We start from the raw sequence: 17,277 nt of genomic DNA on the forward strand, positions 1-17,277 counted from the left end.
ATATTATTTGTTTAACATAATAAATCGACCTTACAATAAGTATGTACCAACTTTTAAAAGAGGTGATTATGATGAAAGCAATCGTCATTAATGAATATGGTGGAAAAGAACAATTACAAGAACAAGAGGTCACGAAGCCTACTCCAGGTGCTGGCCAAGTATTGGTTAAGCAGCATGCTACGTCAATCAACCCAATCGATTGGAAGCTGCGTGAAGGGTATTTAAAAGAGATGGTACCTATGGAATTCCCGCTTATTTTAGGTTGGGATTCAGCGGGTGTTGTTGAAGAAGTCGGTGAAGGTGTAACAGACTTTAAAGTAGGCGATCGTGTATTTACTCGACCGCAACTTACAAATCGCGGCACATACGCTGAATACATTGTAACGGAGGCTGACATTCTAGCGCATATTCCTGAAAATATTAGTTTTAACGAAGCCGCTTCAGTACCGCTAACGGCATTAACAGCTTGGCAATGTCTGTTTGATTTTGCTGATCTTCAAGAAGGGCAGAAAGTGTTAATTCACGCTGGCGCTGGTGGTGTTGGCGTGATGGCGATTCAAATTGCAAAAAATGCTGGTGCTTACGTTGCAACGACAGCAAGCACGAAGAACGTGGAATTTTTACAGTCACTAGGTGCTGATCAAGTCATTGATTATAAGAAGGAAAACTTTTATGACGTGTTAGAAGATTATGATGTCGTGCTTGATGCATTAGGTGGCGACATTCAAGAGAGAAGCTTCGACGTGTTAAAAGATGGTGGCACGTTAGTATCGATCGCTCAACCACCTAGTGAGGAAAAAGGTCATGAGCATAACGTTAAAGTGGGCTTCGTCTTTATCGAGCCAGATGGTAACCAAATGCGTAGCCTCGCTCAATTGATGGAAAAAGGGAAGCTTAAGCCAATAGTTGGTCATACGTTCCCTTTTTCAGAGCAAGGGCTAAAAGAAGCACACGAACTAAGCGAAACGCACCATGCTAAAGGGAAAATTGTTATTGAGATTGAATAGTCAAAAGGAAAAATCCAGCTGTGATGGCTGGATTTTTTCAACTTCTTCGGTTGATTTTCCGGCGATTTTTTCATTTTTCCGGCGAAATGGGTCGATATTCCGGCGAAAAAAATTATAATCCGGCGAAAATTTCTATATTCCGGCGAAGTACATTGATTTTCCGGCGAACTCCAAAATTCGACAAAAATCGCCCTACTGCAACACCCAGCGCACCCTTAACTCGTAAACTGCTCCTCTTCTGTCGATCCACTCAGTGCTGTTGTAGACGAAGTTCCGCCTGAGATGACTTGTGCGACTTCGTCAAAGTAACCTGTACCGACTTCGCGTTGGTGACGAGTTGCTGTGTAGCCGTATTGTTCTGCAGCGAACTCTTCTTGTTGTAGCTCTGAGTAAGCTTTCATACCTTCATCTTTATACTTACGCGCTAGGTCGAACATGCTGTTGTTTAGCGCGTGGAAGCCAGCTAATGTGACGAACTGGAACTTGTAGCCCATTTTTCCGAGCTCTTTTTGGAAGTTGGCGATCTTTTCGTCATTCAGTTTTTTCTTCCAGTTAAATGACGGTGAGCAATTGTAAGCGAGTAGTTTATTCGGATATTTCTCATGAATCGCATCTGCAAAGCGCTTCGCCTCTTCTAAATCAGGCTCGGCAGTCTCACACCATAATAAGTCTGCATATGGCGCGTAAGCTAAACCTCTAGAAATCGCTTGATCAATGCCTGGCTTTGTACGATAGAAACCTTCCACTGTTCTCTCACCCGTTAAGAACGGCTCATCGTAAGGGTCAACATCACTCGTAATTAAGTCTGCCGCATTCGCATCCGTACGTGCGATAATGACTGTTGGTGTGCCCATCACATCTGCTGCTAGACGTGCTGAGACTAAGTTACGAACGGCATTTTGTGTCGGCAACAACACTTTACCGCCTAAGTGACCGCATTTCTTTTCTGAAGAAAGCTGATCTTCAAAGTGTACAGCGGAAGCACCTGATTCAATCATACCTTTCATGAGCTCGAATACATTCAGTTGACCACCAAAACCAGCTTCTGCATCCGCTACAATTGGCGCAAACCAATCGATTGAATCATCACCTTCTGCATGGTGAATTTGATCGGCACGCTGAAGCGCTTGATTAATACGCTTTACAACATTCGGCACACTATTCGCAGGATACAAGCTTTGGTCAGGATACATTTGCCCCGATAAGTTCGCATCAGCTGCGACTTGCCAACCACTTAAGTAGATTGCTTTAAGTCCTGCTTTTACTTGTTGCACGGCCTGATTACCTGTAAGCGCGCCTAAAGCATTAATGTAATCTTCTTCATTGATGAGCTTCCACAACTTCTCTGAACCACGTTTTGCTAAAGTATGTTCAATATCAAGGCTCCCTTTTAGCTTCACGACTTCTTCTGCTGAGTATGGACGTTCAACACCTACCCACCTTAAATTCTCTTCCCAATCCTTCTTAATTTGATCTACTCGATTATCCGTCATGTTTGACGCCTCCTTTTAAAATATACTCATAAGCTGGAATAGTTAAAAACTCAACAAAACGTTCATCTTTAATTAAACTTAAGAAAATGTCTGTCGCTTCTGGCTCTTCATTTCGTAACTGTTCAGGAACTAAACTTTCAACAAACTGAGCTGTAATGTTCTCGCCGTCTCGAAGCTTTCCTTCAGGGTGATTAATCCACTGCCACACTTGCGCTCGTGAAATCTCTGCTGTTGCCGCATCTTCCATTAAATGATTTAACGGTGCAGCTCCACGACCATTCAACCAAGCAGCGATATACTGAATGCCAACTGTAATGTTCGTCATTAAGCCATCTAACGTAATGTCGCCTTCTGGAAACTCAAGCAGATCATCACGCGATACATTGACATCTTCACGTTTCACATGAATCTGATTCGGCGTTTTCATATGCTTATCGAAAACTTCTTTCGCCAGTGGCACCATCGCTGGATGCGCCACCCACGTACCGTCATGACCATCTTTTACTTCACGCAATTTATCAGCTTGCACTTTGTTAAAAGCCGCTTCATTTTTCGCATCGTCACCTTTAACTGGAATTTGTGCCGCCATACCACCAATCGCAGGTGCATTGCGCTTATGACACGTTTGAATCGTTAGTAAAGAATAAGCGCGCATAAACGGTACTTCCATCGTGACATCTACTCGATCTGGTAAAAGAACGCTTTCATGATTTTGGAAATTTTTAATCGCACTAAAAATGTAATCCCAACGCCCGCAGTTTAACCCTGCTGAATGCTCACGCAACTCATATAAAATTTCATCCATTTCAAAAGCAGCTGTAAGCGTCTCGATTAAGACCGTCGCCTTTACCGTCCCCTTAGGAATTCCAAGGTACCCTTGAGCGAAAACAAACACATCGTTCCAAAGCTTCGCCTCAAGATGATTTTCTAACTTCGGTAAATAAAAGTATGGGCCAGAGCCACGACTTATCAACTCACTAGCGTTGTGGAATAAATATAGTCCAAAATCGAATAAACTACCTGACATTGGCTTTCCTTCCACTTCGACATGCGCTTCATTTAAATGCCAACCACGCGGCCTTACAATTAAAACAGCTGGGTCGTCAGCTAATTGATACTGCTTGCCATTATCTCCTGTAAAATCAATCTCACGACGAATCGCATCTTTCAAGTTAACTTGACCGTTTACGACGTTCTCCCACGTTGGTGCAGTTGCATCTTCAAAGTCAGCCATAAACGTCTTTGCCCCTGAATTCAAGGCGTTTATAACCATTTTTCGATCAACCGGACCTGTAATTTCTACGCGTCGGTCTTGTAAGTCTTCAGGAATCGGATTGACCGTCCAGTCGCCTTGGCGAATTTCATCTGTATCACACAAAAAGTTCAGCGACTGCCCTTCGTTTAGCTGTTTTTGCCTTTCTTTCCTTAAGTTCAATAAGTTCTGCCTTCGCTCATCAAAATGGCGATGCAACTTCACTAGAAATTCAACCGCTTCATCTGTTAAAATTTCTTCGATCCGATCAACACGATCGCCCCTTACATCAAAACCATCGACTTTTGTAACCAAATTGAGAAGCCTCCCTTTCTCCTGTATTAATACAATTCATAAAATTATCTCTTGTTATATAACAGTAACTCCAAAAAAATTACTCATCTTTTTTAGATAAGCAGTAAGCACACTCTAACGAATAACTTCTTTCATCCACTTGCTTTCCACACTCCGGGCAATAAGGTCTGTTCATGTTTCACCCTCCTTATATATAACAGTTTTGTGTTTTGTTGTTCTGTTATAAAACAGTTTATGTGATTATTTTAAAAATTGCAACACTTTTTTCAGAATTTTTTGGGAGAAAATAAAAAGCTACACCAGTTAAGGCGTAGCTACAAACTCTTTCAACGGGCTGATGACGCTTTTCGCATCTTCATAACCTAAGTTATATAAGGCTGTTAATTTATCTTTATTACGTTCCACACGCCCAACTTTCATCTCTTCAGAAGGACTGATTACCAATACATTTCCTTTTTTTTCTTCATCAAAAATGTATTGCAACGTGTCATTGTACACTTCATGACGCCTATCTAATGCCTTGAGCAATCCAGGATAATCCCGATACTTTCGACGTATATACCAACTAAATGATTGCGGCTTCTTATAATAACCACGAGCTTTTGTTAGAACAACAACATTCTTCGTATTGCCGTCACGCTCTGACTGGCGCACCGGAATTGGATCAGCAATTCCACCATCCATAAGTGGTCGACCTTCATACTCGACAACAGGCGCCACTAACGGGAGTGAGCTTGATGCTCGAAGCAATGTCACCATGTCATCAGCATAATCTGATTTGTTATAGTACAGCGCTTCACCTGTCATACAATCTGTCACACCAGCAACGAAATCCTCTTCAGCCGTATTAAACGTCCCATAATCAAACGGAGCAAGCTGATTCGGAAGCGTATCAAAGAGAAAATCCATCCCAAACAACTGGCGCTTCTTAATATAATTGCGAAGTGACAAATAGTCTGGATGGTCAACAAAATCGATGTTCACTTGACGATTACGATCCATTTGACGCGCAATATACGAAGAGCCATTACACGCCCCAGCGGAAACCCCAATCGTATAAGGAATATATAAATCATGTTCCATCATATAACGCAGCACCCCAGCCGTATACGTCCCACGACTGCCGCCACCTTCTAAAACTAAACCCGTTTGTTTCATCGAATCCCTCATTCTGTTAATGCGTATATATTATTTTATCACTATAAGAATTCAATCAAAACTATAGCACTTAGTTTAATGTTCATAAAACTTTTAAATGGACATACTGTTCTTAATAAGGGGGGATACAGCATGAAAAAAGGAATTACAGGCTTAACTATTATAGCTTTTCTTGTAATTACACTATCAATCACACTCAACTCTCAAGAAGCTGAAGAGACCGCCACAACAAGTATTAGCCAGGATGAAGCTTATCAGCAAGTTAACCAAATGATGATCGATATAGGTAAACAACTGCAGAACTTTAAGGTTTTTGCAGAAGCTGGTGAAGATATTGTGTATGATTCTTCAGAGGGCATGACAATACCGACTACGATCAACACATCTGAACACAAGGATGTTATGTTAGCCTACACAATTAACGAAATGGTTACCGACATTTTTAAAGATCATGAAGATATCCTTGAAGAATTAAATTTCTCAAAAGAGGTCCACATTCTGGATCGAAACGGAAATAAAATCGACTAGCATAACTAAAGAGGTGCAAATCTGCATCTCTTTTTTTAATTAATACTTCTCAAACGACCCAGCTACATCAATTAAGTCCTCTAACTTAAAAAGAAAATTTGTGTTAAAATTTATAATTTTTAAGTCGATAAAAGAATAGAATCAATCCATCAGAAAGGAGTGATACTATGCAAAAGGTAGAGATCAAAGAATTTGGACTTATGAGTGTTTTTAAGTTTGTACTCATTTTATTTAGTATTCCGGCATTATTAATGGGCGTAATCATCTTCTTTATATCGCTTACAGGAGTCGTTCAAGGAAGTATCGGTGAAATCTTCATTTTTATTCCTGCGATAATCATGTTAGTTGTTTATGCTGTAATTCACGGACTTCTAGCTGTACTGTTCGCCTTGGTGTACAATAAATTTTCCCCGAAAGTTGGCGCGTTGGAGTTAAAAGTTTCGTTAAATGAGAAAGAGAACATTAGCCAACAACCTGAAGTTGAACAAAGCTAAAGGTTTACAGACTACAAAAGAGGTGCATCACCGCACCTCTTTCTACTTAATAAGTCTCAAACGAATCCGCTACGTCTATTAATTCTTCCACCGAATACTCATCACCCGTCGAAACCGAAACTTGATACGTTAAGTCATCTTCATCCCACAGTAAAACTTGTGACGACTCATCATAGAAATACTGCGCTTCTTTTCCATCACTTAACGTGACCTGCTCTTCCGTTAAACCTTGTGTATCTTCTACCTCTCCCTCATTTTGAACACCGACCATGACGTGCTCTGCTTCAGAATCATTGCCTTGAAAGCCGGCTATTAAGACATAACGATCGGTTGAAGCACCTGCACTTTCATCTTCTCCCATTTTTCTAATATACGTTTCATCCACCTCAAATGGTAGTGACGTTGGCAGTTTGAAATCAAACGGTGCCTCTTCATCGTACCCTTCAGCTTTCTCTAATTCTCCTGCGTACGGATGAGAGTTTGTTGTCCCACCGACACAAGCGCTCATTATTAACAATAACATCACGAATAACAACAGCTTTAATTTGATAGTAATACCTCCGCAAAACAGTTAAAAATTTATTTAATATGCCTCAAACGAATCCGCAATTTCAACTAACTCTTCCACCGAATACCTTTCTTCACCATCTACGTAAATAGCTATTTCATACTTTAAATCGTCATCGTCCCAAACTAATATTTGTGACGCTCCATTATAGAAATACTTTGCGTCCTCTCCATCACTTAATGTAAAACGCTCCTCATTTTGACCTTGTGTATTTTCAACACTTCCATGGTTATGAATCATCACGGTTATATGCTCTTCTTCAGGATCCTCCCCACGTAGAAGGACTTCAAACATGTACCGATCAGATGACACGATTTCGATCTCATCCTCACCCATTTCCATAATAAAGACGTCATCTAACTCGAATGGAAGTGACGTTGGCAGTTTAAAATCAAACGGAACCTCTTCATCGTACCCTTCAGCTTTCTCTAATTCTCCAGCATACGGGTGAGCACCTGTCGTCCCAACTCCACAAGCAGTCAGCAGCAAAAACACCGTCACAAGTAACAACTTTAACATTGTCGTTACACCCCCATGGTAAATAGTATTCGTTATCAAATTTAGAAGAACCTTCCTTTATACAGAAAAAGCCCTAAACATGATTACACAGTTTAGAGCTTTCTAAAATACCGATTAACCTTCTACAAATTCATCTTCAACGTCCCAATTCAAAGCTTCAACAGCATAATTAATCGTCCGGTTCGTATCGCTGTCTGAGTAATCAAAAGGAATCGTTATAGATTGTTCATCGCTTGAAAACGTATAAGACAACACAGCGTAATCTTCTTCTCTAACTTCACGAGAAACTTCCGTTATGTCATCCCAAGCAATACTTTCTTCAGAAAACGTCCAATACGTATTACTATGAACACCTTGGTCGTCGAAATAGTGATAATGATAGATTGGTAGAATTAAAAGAACGAGACTGAACACAAACAAAACTAAATGCACAGCCGTCAAATTGTACTCTTTATCTTTTTTGTCATAATACATTTTCGTAAATAAAAACGAGAAAAGAATAAGAGCAATTAAAAGCATCGCGCCCCCAAAACCTAAATAAGCCTCTTGTGGACGAATGAAAGACGTTTGGTTATAAGAGAAAAACAATAAATCTTGAACCATCATAATGACTGGAACAGGAAGAATCACAGAACAAATAATTAAAATAAGACCAGTTGTGCTAATGTAAGGCAAAATATCATTAGAGTCGATGTTTTTCAAAAACTTCACATGAACCACTCCCTCTGCAACTATCTGTCTATTATTATTTTACCATAAAAATACCTGGTTGGCACTTTTTGTCTAATAGTCTGCAGGGAGATTTTTTAATACATCCTTCATGTCTTCTATCACAACATCTGCCTGATCTAATTCTTCCTCTTGAGCAAAGTCAAACCGACAGCCTACAGAATATAACCCATTAGCTTTGGCAGCCTTAAAATCTGATAAGCGATCACCAACGAATACACCACTTTGAATGTTATACTTCGATACTATTTCCTGTACCAAATCTACCTTGTCTAGAGAATTGATCTGTTCAATGCTGAAAACTTCAGTAAAAAATCGACCAAGCTCATAAAAGTCCACAATTGTATTCAAGTAATCTACTAATCCATTACTTGCGATGAAGATAGAATACCCCTGTTCTTTTAAACAACTCAACGTCTCGATTACATTAGGATATAATGCACCATTGCCAGCTCTAATATTGACCAAAAGCTTCTCAAGAAACATTTGATCAACTTCGTGCCTTATGCTCTCTGGTTGGTTCGGAAGCAACGCCTCCCACACTTTAGGTAGAGGCACACCCATAATCGAACGATATTGTTCTATTGGCGTATCCCCTGCCCATAATCCCCGCAAGCGCAATTCATCAAAAGTATTATCAAGTGCGAGCTCTAATATTTTGTCTGTTTGAAATAAAGTTCCGTCCATGTCGAAAATGATGTGTTTTGAGTTCATGTTATTCTCCTATTCTATTGCTCCACCAGTTAACATAGAGTTATATAAACACTGATAGGGGTGAGCTTTTATGTTGTTTTTAGCCATTATCATAATCAATGTATACATGGCCTATACAGCTTTTGTTGAAGGTAGAAAACTGCAAGACAAAGCGAAAAAGTCCTTTGCCTATTTCCTATCGACTACTTTCATTGGCGTTTCTTTGTTAATCTTGTTTTCTATGACATTGTATATTCCTGGTGGTGTTGATAAGGTGGAGATCATCTACGATTAAGTCATTACAATATATTTTTATTCGCCTTGGGTACTAAGTAAGCTGGCATTTCTTCACGTAGTTGCCACACGAAATCGATTGGTTCACAAAATATAAACTAACCAATAGTATAACCGTATCTTTACTCAAGAAATTTTACTTTTGATATCTTTTTCATCCATTTTTATTGGTCGATATACATACTTTTGATACCAATAATTAATACCTTCTTTACTCTTTAAATTCTTAACGTTAACATTAAATACATCTATGAGGAGTTCCTTTTTTTGTTGTTCATTTAATTCATCAGGCCTATGTATATAAGTACTGTTTTCATAATTATACCTGACTTCATAAAATGCCTTAACAAAACTTTTGATTTCATCCTTGTTTATATGATCAAATTCAAATTTAACTAGTAGCTTCTGTATTAACCAATCTAAATGATAGAGAACACTTGTATCATTCATTTGAGAAAAATAAAATAGCCAACCATAATTAAACTCTCTACCTTTATCGCCGTCTACTTTTTTACTTATAGAACCAGTAATCTTATTATTGAGCCTGAAAACAAATTGTTTAGGGTTAATATTATCAGAGTTATATTTATAACTTGTAAAAATATCAACAAGTGAGTTTTCAAACTTAGCCTGATTTGCCTTTTTGATTGTGAGTTTAAGTTCGCCATGGTGATTAGACATCACCTGATACCCTAAAAAGCTAAACCCTTCATTTACTTTTCCTAATTCTGTTTTGCTATCGTTTAATCTCAGACTATATAAACCTTCTAGTTCATACTTAATTTTGGAATAAATCCTCGGCAAATCTTTTGAGTTACATAGCACAAGAACATCATCAACATACCTAATAAATTGATAGTCTTGTTGATTCTCAAATTTATTGTCAAAGTCTTCTAAGTAAATATGGGATAGTATATTTGAAATAGGTAAACCTTGTGGTATCCCTTCGGTTATTAACTCCGATGACTTTTCACCAGACTTAACAGTAGGAGTTGTTATTGACTTCTTAATTAGGGTTAATATTTCTTCCTTTTTAATTCTCTTTTCCAGCAAATTAAAAAGTATACCATGCTTAATAGTTCCGTAAAAATCGGAAACATCCAACTTTATAAATGAGTCATATTGGTACACAGATTCTTTTATTTGACTAATACACAATTGTGGTAAAGGCTGGGTTAAATGGTGATATGTTTCAGATAAAATTAGACTTAATGATTTTAACACTAATTTATCCCTTAAAGTCGGTATTGAAATTAGACGTGGAGGAGAATATCTATCTTTAACAATTAACTTTTCCTTATAAGGGGTAAATTGATAAGTGTTATTTTTCACTTTTTCTTTTATTTTACATATATTTTCTACTCTATGGTGATAAAACCTATCGAAATTCATTTGATCTATACCCGTAGCGCTTGTAAAATCAAAGTATTTATCAAGTGTGATTTCTAGATGTTTTATCGAGAAATATTTTCTGAATAAATTTGATGCAGACATGTAATCACCTAAATCACAAAAATTATTAATATAAGCGGTAAGACAAGTATACAAGTAAAAACAGCGTATTTTATAAAGTTAAATGTATAAAAATAGAGAAGCGACCTTATTGAAGTTAAATTATTATGCTTTATTAAAACTTTCAAGTAATCCAGCTCTGAGTGGTTATCTGTCTTGGATAGAATTTGTTGATAATCAGACTTTAAATCGTGAAATTCCTCTGTTTTTATCCCTTCTTCTTCATCTAAAAGTTGCTCCATTTTATATTGTAATTGTGTTAATTCTAAATAGGATTCTTTATACTTTAGAGCTTTTTCATTAAAGCCTATTGAGTTAAAATAAATGTTAAAGCCAAATAATCCAACAGAAAGGATTACTGTAAATATGCTAATGTTATAGTTTTCTGTGACAAGTAACCATATTGAAAAAGCCAAGATGAAAAACGTGTAATAAACTAGGGTGAATTGTAGAAAGTTATGATTTCTAATCATTCTGGCTTCAGCCTCTATTCTACTTTTCCTAGTAACCCATATATTTTTATCAATAAAACCTTCTATTTTTTTATAGTTATCCATCTTTTCACCCTACCTTAGATAAAGAGTAAGAGGAGACTCCAGGAGTTTGAATAGTTTATATTCCGTTACGGAATCATATTTTTTCAAGTAATTAGAATACCAAAGGTGAATAGCCTTTGGTCGAGTAGAAAGTCTCCTCTTAAGTATAATTTCGGACAAAAAAGATATTTGTTAATGATTGGTAAAAAATAATTCAATAATTATTTCCCTTTTAACACCTTACCTATAAAATCTTTATCTAACCAATAACACTGTTTCGTAACCATCTGGCCATCAGGTAGCTTAACCTTATCTTTCCCATCCCTTGCCTTTGGCCTTACATGAGAAACTCCATTAAAGTCTTTTCCTGGGAAGTTATTCGCTTCAACTCTGTTCTTACCACGCACTTTATACTCAATGGTGACACCATCTCGAACTAATCTGTGGATCTCTTCCCACACTTCTTTAATTTTTGTATCTAGAACTACCTCAGGCATATTCCATAACTTAATCCCTCTAAAATATGGTTCTCTATTTTCATTTTCAGACTTAGTCTCATTGTACTGGAAAACTACAAATAAGAATTTCGTATCTATAAACCTATTTCTTAAGTGACTATCTTCCCAAGTCTCATGATAGACCTCATCAAACCTAATTTGTTCAAAAGACATATGCTCCTTAGGTGTACCGTTTGGCTCTAACCGTACTGTCTTATACTCAATGTTTGCTTTTGCAAATTCATCTATTTGATTTAAACGTGTTCCGCTAATCCCTAACGTTGCACTTATTAGCTGAGGGATCATGTGTTTTGAATTCTTGCTATATTTTATATTCACTTGTTTTGCTATTTCTTTAGGGGTTAAACCTATATAAGGTTTAAACTTTTCCATTAGTAACTCTTCTAATGACTGAGTTTCTAACTCCTCCCGGTTAGAAAAGGAGACCATATCGTCTTCATTGATAATTTTACGTAGTAAAGTTGTCATATAAGATGACTTTAATGAAAAAGCTCTTTGCATTGCCATTTGTTCAGAAAATGGCTGGGTTCTTAAAGAACTCTTTGATGCACCCTTTGTACAGGCACCTAAGTAGTTAGTATCACCCTCAGATAGTTCATGAGCCTTTCCTTCAAGGACCTTCTTTTTGATAGTGTTCCAGTCTTTTTTTATAACTTTTAAATCTTTTTCTGGGAATTCATATAAGTGGACTTTCTGGATGAGGTAATCTAGTTTATCTTTGTCATTCTCATATAAATAATGAATTAAGAGTACTAGTTGATTTTTTAACCAAAATGAACTTGTTTCAAAGTCTTCTTCAACTATCTTCTCATAGTTAATAATATTTAGTACTAATCTTTCTTTTGCAGATAACTTTCCACTTTTCAAATGTTTATGTGGTGTTACTTTTAACTCTACTCCCGCTTCTTCAAAATCAGGGTTTCTATCACTATTAGGTTCATATTTAAAGTGATACTTTTCTACCAACTGGCCCAAACTACCTTTTGAAAAAGTTGATGTTAAGTACTCATAGTCTTCCTCTTTAACTACCATATCACTTGTTTTTAGAATGTCTCTGAATGTTTTACTCTCTAGCTCTTTTCCATACATTTCAATTGATTTTGGGCTATATATATCGTAACCTTTATACATAAAATCACACCTTAAAATAAATTTGGTCATAACAGTTGATCTTTATATAAAAATTTACTATAATAGGAGTAGAATTAAAACCGAAAGGATGTTCGGTGATGATAAATGTTGTTGAACTATTTGCAGGAGTTGGCGGCTTTCGCCTAGGTTTAGAAAAATCTAGTAAAAAGTATAATATTACTTTAGCTAATCAGTGGGAACCATCTACAAAGTCTCAACCTGCTTTTGATTGTTATAAAAAGAATTTTAATTCAACTGATGATGAAGCAATAAATGAAGATATTGCAGATATTATTGGATTAATACCGGAACATGACCTGTTAGTTGGTGGGTTCCCTTGCCAAGACTATTCAGTCGCTAGAACACTAGCTGGTGAGATGGGGATTGAAGGGCATAAAGGTGTACTATTTTTCGAAATCATGAAAGTTATAAATAGAACAAAACCAAAATTTATTCTACTAGAAAATGTTGATCGTCTATTAAAATCACCCTCAACACAACGAGGTAGAGACTTCTCTGTTATGTTAGCTAGTCTTCAGAAACAAGGTTATGGAATAGAGTGGCGTGTAATTAATGCAGCAGAGTATGGATTTGCCCAGCGAAGAAGAAGAGTGTTCATATTCGCATATCGTGAAGATACTAACTTTTATAAAGAGCAACAGAAGCATAACTTCCAAGACATTATTCACCAAAAAGGATTCTTTGCTAAAGAGTTCCCTGTTAAAGATGAGCACAATGAGAAGCACCCAGACAAGGAGTTTGAATTACCTAGTAATCTACTGGATGTGTCTGACAACTTTAGCGCAAAGTATAATAACAGTGGTGTAATTGTTAATGGAGTTGTATATACTGCTGAAACTCTCCCTGTTGAAACTACTCCAACTACCTTAGGCGAAATTTTAGAACAAGCCAGAGAGTTCCAGGGACAAGTTGATGAGAAATACTACCTGAAAAATGATAAGAAAAACAAAAAAGGTAGAACCGAGTATGAAGAAATGGAATATCAAAAAGGTGCCAAAAAAGAAAAGAGAGTTTCTAAAACTGGGCATGAGTATTACTACACTGAGGGATCAATGGCTTTCCCTGAAAGATTAGATATGCCAAGTAGAACAATGCTAACTAGTGAAGGTACCAAAAATAGAAGCTCACATGTTGTTAAGGATTTAGACACTAGTAGGCTAAGATTTCTAACTCCAATAGAATGTGAACTTCTAAATGGATTTGATCCAGACTGGACTAATTCTGGGATGCCTGAAAGAACGAGATATTTCTGTATGGGTAATGCATTAGTTGTTGATTTAATAGAAAAGATGGGTAATCAGATTGTTGACCTATATACAAAAGAAACAACAATCTACCAAGAAAAGAATAACGAAGTACAACAGATGTCGATTCTGTAGAAAAAGTAGCCGATTGTAGCCGGCTACTTTTTTCATTTTATTGGTTCTCCTTTTAATGCAAACACCTTTACTATGTGATTGTATACCATTTCTTCCACTTCATCTTTGGATATATATCTATTACTCTAGCTCCCCAAAAAAATTTAGATATTTTAAATACTACTCCGGCTTGACATTTGCTCTAACAAACCGGCTGACACGTTGACAAATTTTGTTTTTTCTTTAACTTACTGAATAAAATGTTTAAAATGATAATAAGTAGATACAAATACATTTTTTGAAAACTGTGGACTTTTGTGTGAATAACAAAATTTTATTATTCTTCCACAATGCACAAGGGTGTTTAGATAAAGTCCAAGGGATATAGGAGGTGTAAGATTGAAACCAGAGGAAAAATACAATAAAGATTTACAAGCATTAAATAACAAACAAAGAGAATTACTTAATTATAATCTGAAAAACCACCAACAAATAGCATATGAAGTTGAGAAACTGAATTTTTACTCAGGATATGATGTGGATACTCTTACCGGTGTAAAGACTGACAACCCTAATATACAAGTCATAAAGAATAAAGTATTATCTAAAAAGTTAATAGAATTAATAAATGAAAATAATAAAAAAAATGTAGTTAAGCTCCAGATTAGGACCATTCAATTAAATAAAAATTATAAACAAAAAGAGAACATGGTTCTAGAGCAAGTAGATTTTAATGATTTGATTGAAAAACCATGGAGTTCAAGCTATTTAAATAAAAAGTTCAAGAATACCATTTTTGTTTTCTTGGTCTTTATGAAAAGTAATGGTCTACACTTTGTTGGTTGTAAATTGTGGAAAATGAACCCGGCTCTTGTGGAATTAGAAATTAAAAAGTTTTGGGAGCGAACAATAAAAATAGTAGAAAATGGAGTAGAGCTTAAACAAGAAAACAATAAAATAAAAAATAATTTACCAAAATCAAACGAACATAGAATTTTACATGTTAGGCCTAAAGCTAAAGACTCACAAGACAAGTACCAGTTACCTGATGGCAAGTATATTACAAAACAAGGGTTCTGGATTAATAATTCCTATATTTCAAAAATTGGAAGAGAATTTGCTGCTGAAATTAACTTTCAAAAAGAAAACAATCGCCAGATATTAAATAATGGTTCAAATAAGATTAATGTTAAAGACGGAATTTATGATACAAATTCAAATGAATTTAAATTGTTGGCCAGTAGTCGCTATTCTAATCATGATTCCTTATATCAACTGAATGAAGAAGTTATTGTATATAATGGAAATGGAATTCCAACAAGGGAATTGATTATAGATTATATAAATAAGAATAAAATAATAAATAAAAATTCAGTAGTTTATTTAAAACCTGAGTATAAGAGCATTATAAATGATTTGCACAAAAATCGAATTCTTTATAGATTTAATAGTGAAAAATTCATTACAAGCGAGTATTTAGCTGAAAAAGGAATTAATTCTTCAGAAATGGAACGGCTTTCATTAGAACTTGATTATAAGCTAAAAGATTTTAACAGTAAGTCATTCTTTACAATTAATAAAGTAAGAGATCTGCTTGATGGTAATATCGTTATTGAAGCAGGGATGAGCGATGAATTCATAGAAGATGTATTACTAGACTCTCATTTATTTCATTACTTAAAGGTTAATAACAAATTCATATTTTCAAACTTTGATAGTACATATGATGATTTCCTTGATATAGTAACAAATAGTGAGTTTGAATTGAATTTAGATAGACTTGTAGCATTAGTAAACTCAAATATATCAAATATATTTTATAGAGAAGACGTATTAGAAATAGTTAGAAGATCAAGTTACTACTACTCTTCACATATTAATGCTGTATTTAAGTCGAAAAATCAATTCTATAAAACAATATATGGAGGTTAATTTATGGATCAAACAAAAAATTTGTTAAAAAATCGATCGAGTTACGGAATCACAGAAACTGGTGTCACAAAAAAGCTAACGGTTCGTGGTCATACAGATAATTATACTGTTTATAAAATACCTCTTGAATTACTATTTTATAATAACCAAAATGGTCGAATTGCTACTGCATACAGTCAGTATTTAGAAAATAAACCAGAGTTAAATTACCAAGATGATTTAGAAAAATACAACGAAATTTTTCATGAGTTTATAGTAAAATCAGATGAGAAAGCCTTTAAAAGAACAAAATCGAACATCAAAACATTTGGTCAAGAAGAACCAGCAGTTGTATTACAAGACGGTAGAGTGGTAGATGGGAACAGAAGATTTACTTGCTTAAGAGAGTTAAATAAAGAGGGTATTACTAGTTACCTAGAAGCAGTAATATTGGATGCGACAGAAGGTATCACAGATAAGGACATTAAAAAGTTAGAACTACAGTTACAACATGCGAAGGAACGCCCGGAAGATTATAACCCAATTGATTACTTAGTAGATGTCTATAGAGACATAATCAAAAGTAAACATTTCACAATTGAAGAGTACTCGAATTCAACTGGAAAAACTAAAAGAGAAGTTACCAAAGTAAGAGATAAAGCCCAGTTGATGATTGAGTTCTTAGAGTTTATAAATGCAAATGAAAAGTTTCATATAGCAAAAAACTTAAAGATTGATGGACCTTTAGAAGAAATTAATAGTATTTTAAAGAAAGTAAAAAAAGAGGGTGAAGAGCAAACTGTTAAGGAATCTCTATTTGCATTACTCCTTAATGACGAGCTTGATGATAAAACGAGAAAAATAAGAGAAATAGGAAATAAACTGATAAAAACTGAGTATAGAGAAGATTTTTTAGAAAAAGTCGAAGATTACACCGATGAAATACACGACTCTTTAAATGAGGAAAGCCAGACTGGTATAGAATCAATTGTAACAACTATTAATAATAAGACAAGTGTTGACCACATGGGTATGAGTGAAAATATTGAAAACCTTTTAAGAAATAAGGGTATTGAAGATGAAAAGTCAGCGCCTTTGAACTACTTGAATAAGATAAATCGAGAGTTAGATAGTCTAGATGTGAACCAGATTAAGTATATGGATGATGAAAACAAAGAAAAATTTGAAAACCAACTTTCTAAAACAATAGACAGAATGAATCATTTATTGGAGTATTAAA

At 35.6% G+C, this 17,277-nt stretch carries 17 protein-coding genes; 7 read left to right on the forward strand and 10 right to left on the reverse strand.

The genetic code is table 11. The features are described from left to right. Window positions 1-71: 71 nt before the first annotated feature. The gene (locus tag AHA02nite_RS01145; protein ID WP_146813555.1) at window positions 72-1,007 is read left to right on the forward strand and encodes an NADP-dependent oxidoreductase; all 936 of its coding nucleotides are present in this window, start codon (window positions 72-74) and stop codon (window positions 1,005-1,007) included. Between the two features lie 215 nt (window positions 1,008-1,222). Here AHA02nite_RS01145 and aceA read toward each other — a convergent pair whose 3' ends face one another. The 3 genes from aceA to AHA02nite_RS01160 form a co-directional block, all read right to left on the reverse strand. After that, window positions 1,223-2,500: an isocitrate lyase gene (gene aceA / locus AHA02nite_RS01150; protein ID WP_146813557.1), complete on the reverse strand. Its 1,278-nt coding sequence runs from the start codon at window positions 2,498-2,500 to the stop codon at window positions 1,223-1,225. Then, on the reverse strand, window positions 2,490-4,067 hold the full coding sequence (aceB, locus tag AHA02nite_RS01155; RefSeq protein WP_146813559.1) for a malate synthase A: 1,578 nt from the start codon (window positions 4,065-4,067) through the stop codon (window positions 2,490-2,492). The genes aceA and aceB overlap by 11 nt, the downstream gene beginning before the upstream one ends. Before the next feature lie 303 nt (window positions 4,068-4,370). Then, window positions 4,371-5,225 (reverse strand): patatin-like phospholipase family protein, encoded by an 855-nt coding sequence (locus AHA02nite_RS01160; protein WP_146813561.1) that lies wholly within the window; start codon window positions 5,223-5,225, stop codon window positions 4,371-4,373. A gap of 132 nt (window positions 5,226-5,357) precedes the next feature. Between AHA02nite_RS01160 and AHA02nite_RS01165 the strand changes: the two genes are divergently transcribed. Both AHA02nite_RS01165 and AHA02nite_RS01170 read left to right on the forward strand, forming a co-directional pair. After that, window positions 5,358-5,753 carry a hypothetical protein gene (locus tag AHA02nite_RS01165; protein ID WP_146813563.1) on the forward strand — a complete coding sequence of 132 codons (396 nt, stop codon included), beginning with the start codon at window positions 5,358-5,360 and terminating at the stop codon, window positions 5,751-5,753. 167 nt (window positions 5,754-5,920) lie between these two features. Then, window positions 5,921-6,247, forward strand: coding sequence for a hypothetical protein (locus tag AHA02nite_RS01170; RefSeq protein WP_146813565.1), 327 nt, complete (start codon window positions 5,921-5,923; stop codon window positions 6,245-6,247). Between the two features lie 46 nt (window positions 6,248-6,293). On the opposite strand, the gene AHA02nite_RS01175 is transcribed toward AHA02nite_RS01170, so the two are convergent. The 4 genes from AHA02nite_RS01175 to AHA02nite_RS01190 all read right to left on the reverse strand — a co-directional run bounded on the left by AHA02nite_RS01175 (window position 6,294) and on the right by AHA02nite_RS01190 (window position 8,777). Further along, a complete protein-coding gene (locus tag AHA02nite_RS01175) occupies window positions 6,294-6,770 on the reverse strand; it encodes a hypothetical protein (protein WP_146813567.1) in 477 nt (158 codons plus the stop codon). Between the two features lie 60 nt (window positions 6,771-6,830). Beyond that, window positions 6,831-7,334, reverse strand: a complete 504-nt coding sequence (locus AHA02nite_RS01180; RefSeq protein ID WP_146813569.1) for a hypothetical protein — start codon at window positions 7,332-7,334, stop codon at window positions 6,831-6,833. Window positions 7,335-7,448: 114 nt separating this feature from the next. Then, entirely contained in the window at window positions 7,449-8,045 is a 597-nt protein-coding gene (locus tag AHA02nite_RS01185) for a hypothetical protein (RefSeq protein WP_246118793.1), read from the reverse strand. Between the two features lie 72 nt (window positions 8,046-8,117). Further along, window positions 8,118-8,777: an HAD hydrolase-like protein gene (locus tag AHA02nite_RS01190; RefSeq protein WP_146813571.1), complete on the reverse strand. Its 660-nt coding sequence runs from the start codon at window positions 8,775-8,777 to the stop codon at window positions 8,118-8,120. Window positions 8,778-8,847: 70 nt separating this feature from the next. Between AHA02nite_RS01190 and AHA02nite_RS15035 the strand changes: the two genes are divergently transcribed. Continuing rightward, entirely contained in the window at window positions 8,848-9,051 is a 204-nt protein-coding gene (locus tag AHA02nite_RS15035; protein ID WP_218025396.1) for a hypothetical protein, read from the forward strand. A 125-nt stretch (window positions 9,052-9,176) separates the two neighbouring features. Here the strand turns inward: AHA02nite_RS15035 and AHA02nite_RS01195 are convergent, their stop codons facing one another. The 3 genes from AHA02nite_RS01195 to AHA02nite_RS01205 all read right to left on the reverse strand — a co-directional run bounded on the left by AHA02nite_RS01195 (window position 9,177) and on the right by AHA02nite_RS01205 (window position 12,747). After that, window positions 9,177-10,544: a reverse transcriptase domain-containing protein gene (locus AHA02nite_RS01195; protein WP_146813573.1), complete on the reverse strand. Its 1,368-nt coding sequence runs from the start codon at window positions 10,542-10,544 to the stop codon at window positions 9,177-9,179. Window positions 10,545-10,552: 8 nt separating this feature from the next. Continuing rightward, window positions 10,553-11,119: an SLATT domain-containing protein gene (locus AHA02nite_RS01200; RefSeq protein WP_146813575.1), complete on the reverse strand. Its 567-nt coding sequence runs from the start codon at window positions 11,117-11,119 to the stop codon at window positions 10,553-10,555. 200 nt (window positions 11,120-11,319) lie between these two features. After that, entirely contained in the window at window positions 11,320-12,747 is a 1,428-nt protein-coding gene (locus AHA02nite_RS01205; protein WP_246118794.1) for a Sau3AI family type II restriction endonuclease, read from the reverse strand. Between the two features lie 98 nt (window positions 12,748-12,845). Here AHA02nite_RS01205 and dcm point away from each other — a divergent pair, with 98 nt between their 5' ends. From dcm to AHA02nite_RS01220, 3 genes are all read left to right on the forward strand, one after another. After that, a complete protein-coding gene (dcm, locus tag AHA02nite_RS01210; RefSeq protein WP_146813577.1) occupies window positions 12,846-14,147 on the forward strand; it encodes a DNA (cytosine-5-)-methyltransferase in 1,302 nt (433 codons plus the stop codon). A gap of 378 nt (window positions 14,148-14,525) precedes the next feature. Next, window positions 14,526-16,058, forward strand: coding sequence for a PDDEXK family nuclease (locus AHA02nite_RS01215; RefSeq protein ID WP_146813579.1), 1,533 nt, complete (start codon window positions 14,526-14,528; stop codon window positions 16,056-16,058). 3 nt (window positions 16,059-16,061) lie between these two features. Then, window positions 16,062-17,276: a ParB/RepB/Spo0J family partition protein gene (locus tag AHA02nite_RS01220; RefSeq protein ID WP_146813581.1), complete on the forward strand. Its 1,215-nt coding sequence runs from the start codon at window positions 16,062-16,064 to the stop codon at window positions 17,274-17,276. The last annotated feature ends 1 nt before the right edge of the window (window position 17,277 follow it).

Source organism: Alkalibacillus haloalkaliphilus, assembly GCF_007991275.1.
Lineage (GTDB): Bacteria > Bacillota > Bacilli > Bacillales > Alkalibacillaceae > Alkalibacillus > Alkalibacillus haloalkaliphilus.

What these genes read in the sequence shown, in the direction of transcription:
- AHA02nite_RS01145 (WP_146813555.1), top strand. Translation starts at nt 72, where the DNA reads ATGAAAGCAATCGTCATTAATGAATATGGTGGAAAAGAACAATTACAA.
- aceA (WP_146813557.1), bottom strand. Translation starts at nt 2,500, where the DNA reads ATGACGGATAATCGAGTAGATCAAATTAAGAAGGATTGGGAAGAGAAT.
- AHA02nite_RS01160 (WP_146813561.1), bottom strand. Translation starts at nt 5,225, where the DNA reads ATGAAACAAACGGGTTTAGTTTTAGAAGGTGGCGGCAGTCGTGGGACG.
- AHA02nite_RS01165 (WP_146813563.1), top strand. Translation starts at nt 5,358, where the DNA reads ATGAAAAAAGGAATTACAGGCTTAACTATTATAGCTTTTCTTGTAATT.
- AHA02nite_RS01170 (WP_146813565.1), top strand. Translation starts at nt 5,921, where the DNA reads ATGCAAAAGGTAGAGATCAAAGAATTTGGACTTATGAGTGTTTTTAAG.
- AHA02nite_RS01175 (WP_146813567.1), bottom strand. Translation starts at nt 6,770, where the DNA reads ATGTTATTGTTAATAATGAGCGCTTGTGTCGGTGGGACAACAAACTCT.
- AHA02nite_RS01180 (WP_146813569.1), bottom strand. Translation starts at nt 7,334, where the DNA reads ATGTTAAAGTTGTTACTTGTGACGGTGTTTTTGCTGCTGACTGCTTGT.
- AHA02nite_RS01190 (WP_146813571.1), bottom strand. Translation starts at nt 8,777, where the DNA reads ATGAACTCAAAACACATCATTTTCGACATGGACGGAACTTTATTTCAA.
- AHA02nite_RS15035 (WP_218025396.1), top strand. Translation starts at nt 8,848, where the DNA reads ATGTTGTTTTTAGCCATTATCATAATCAATGTATACATGGCCTATACA.
- AHA02nite_RS01195 (WP_146813573.1), bottom strand. Translation starts at nt 10,544, where the DNA reads ATGTCTGCATCAAATTTATTCAGAAAATATTTCTCGATAAAACATCTA.
- AHA02nite_RS01200 (WP_146813575.1), bottom strand. Translation starts at nt 11,119, where the DNA reads ATGGATAACTATAAAAAAATAGAAGGTTTTATTGATAAAAATATATGG.
- AHA02nite_RS01205 (WP_246118794.1), bottom strand. Translation starts at nt 12,747, where the DNA reads ATGTATAAAGGTTACGATATATATAGCCCAAAATCAATTGAAATGTAT.
- dcm (WP_146813577.1), top strand. Translation starts at nt 12,846, where the DNA reads ATGATAAATGTTGTTGAACTATTTGCAGGAGTTGGCGGCTTTCGCCTA.
- AHA02nite_RS01220 (WP_146813581.1), top strand. Translation starts at nt 16,062, where the DNA reads ATGGATCAAACAAAAAATTTGTTAAAAAATCGATCGAGTTACGGAATC.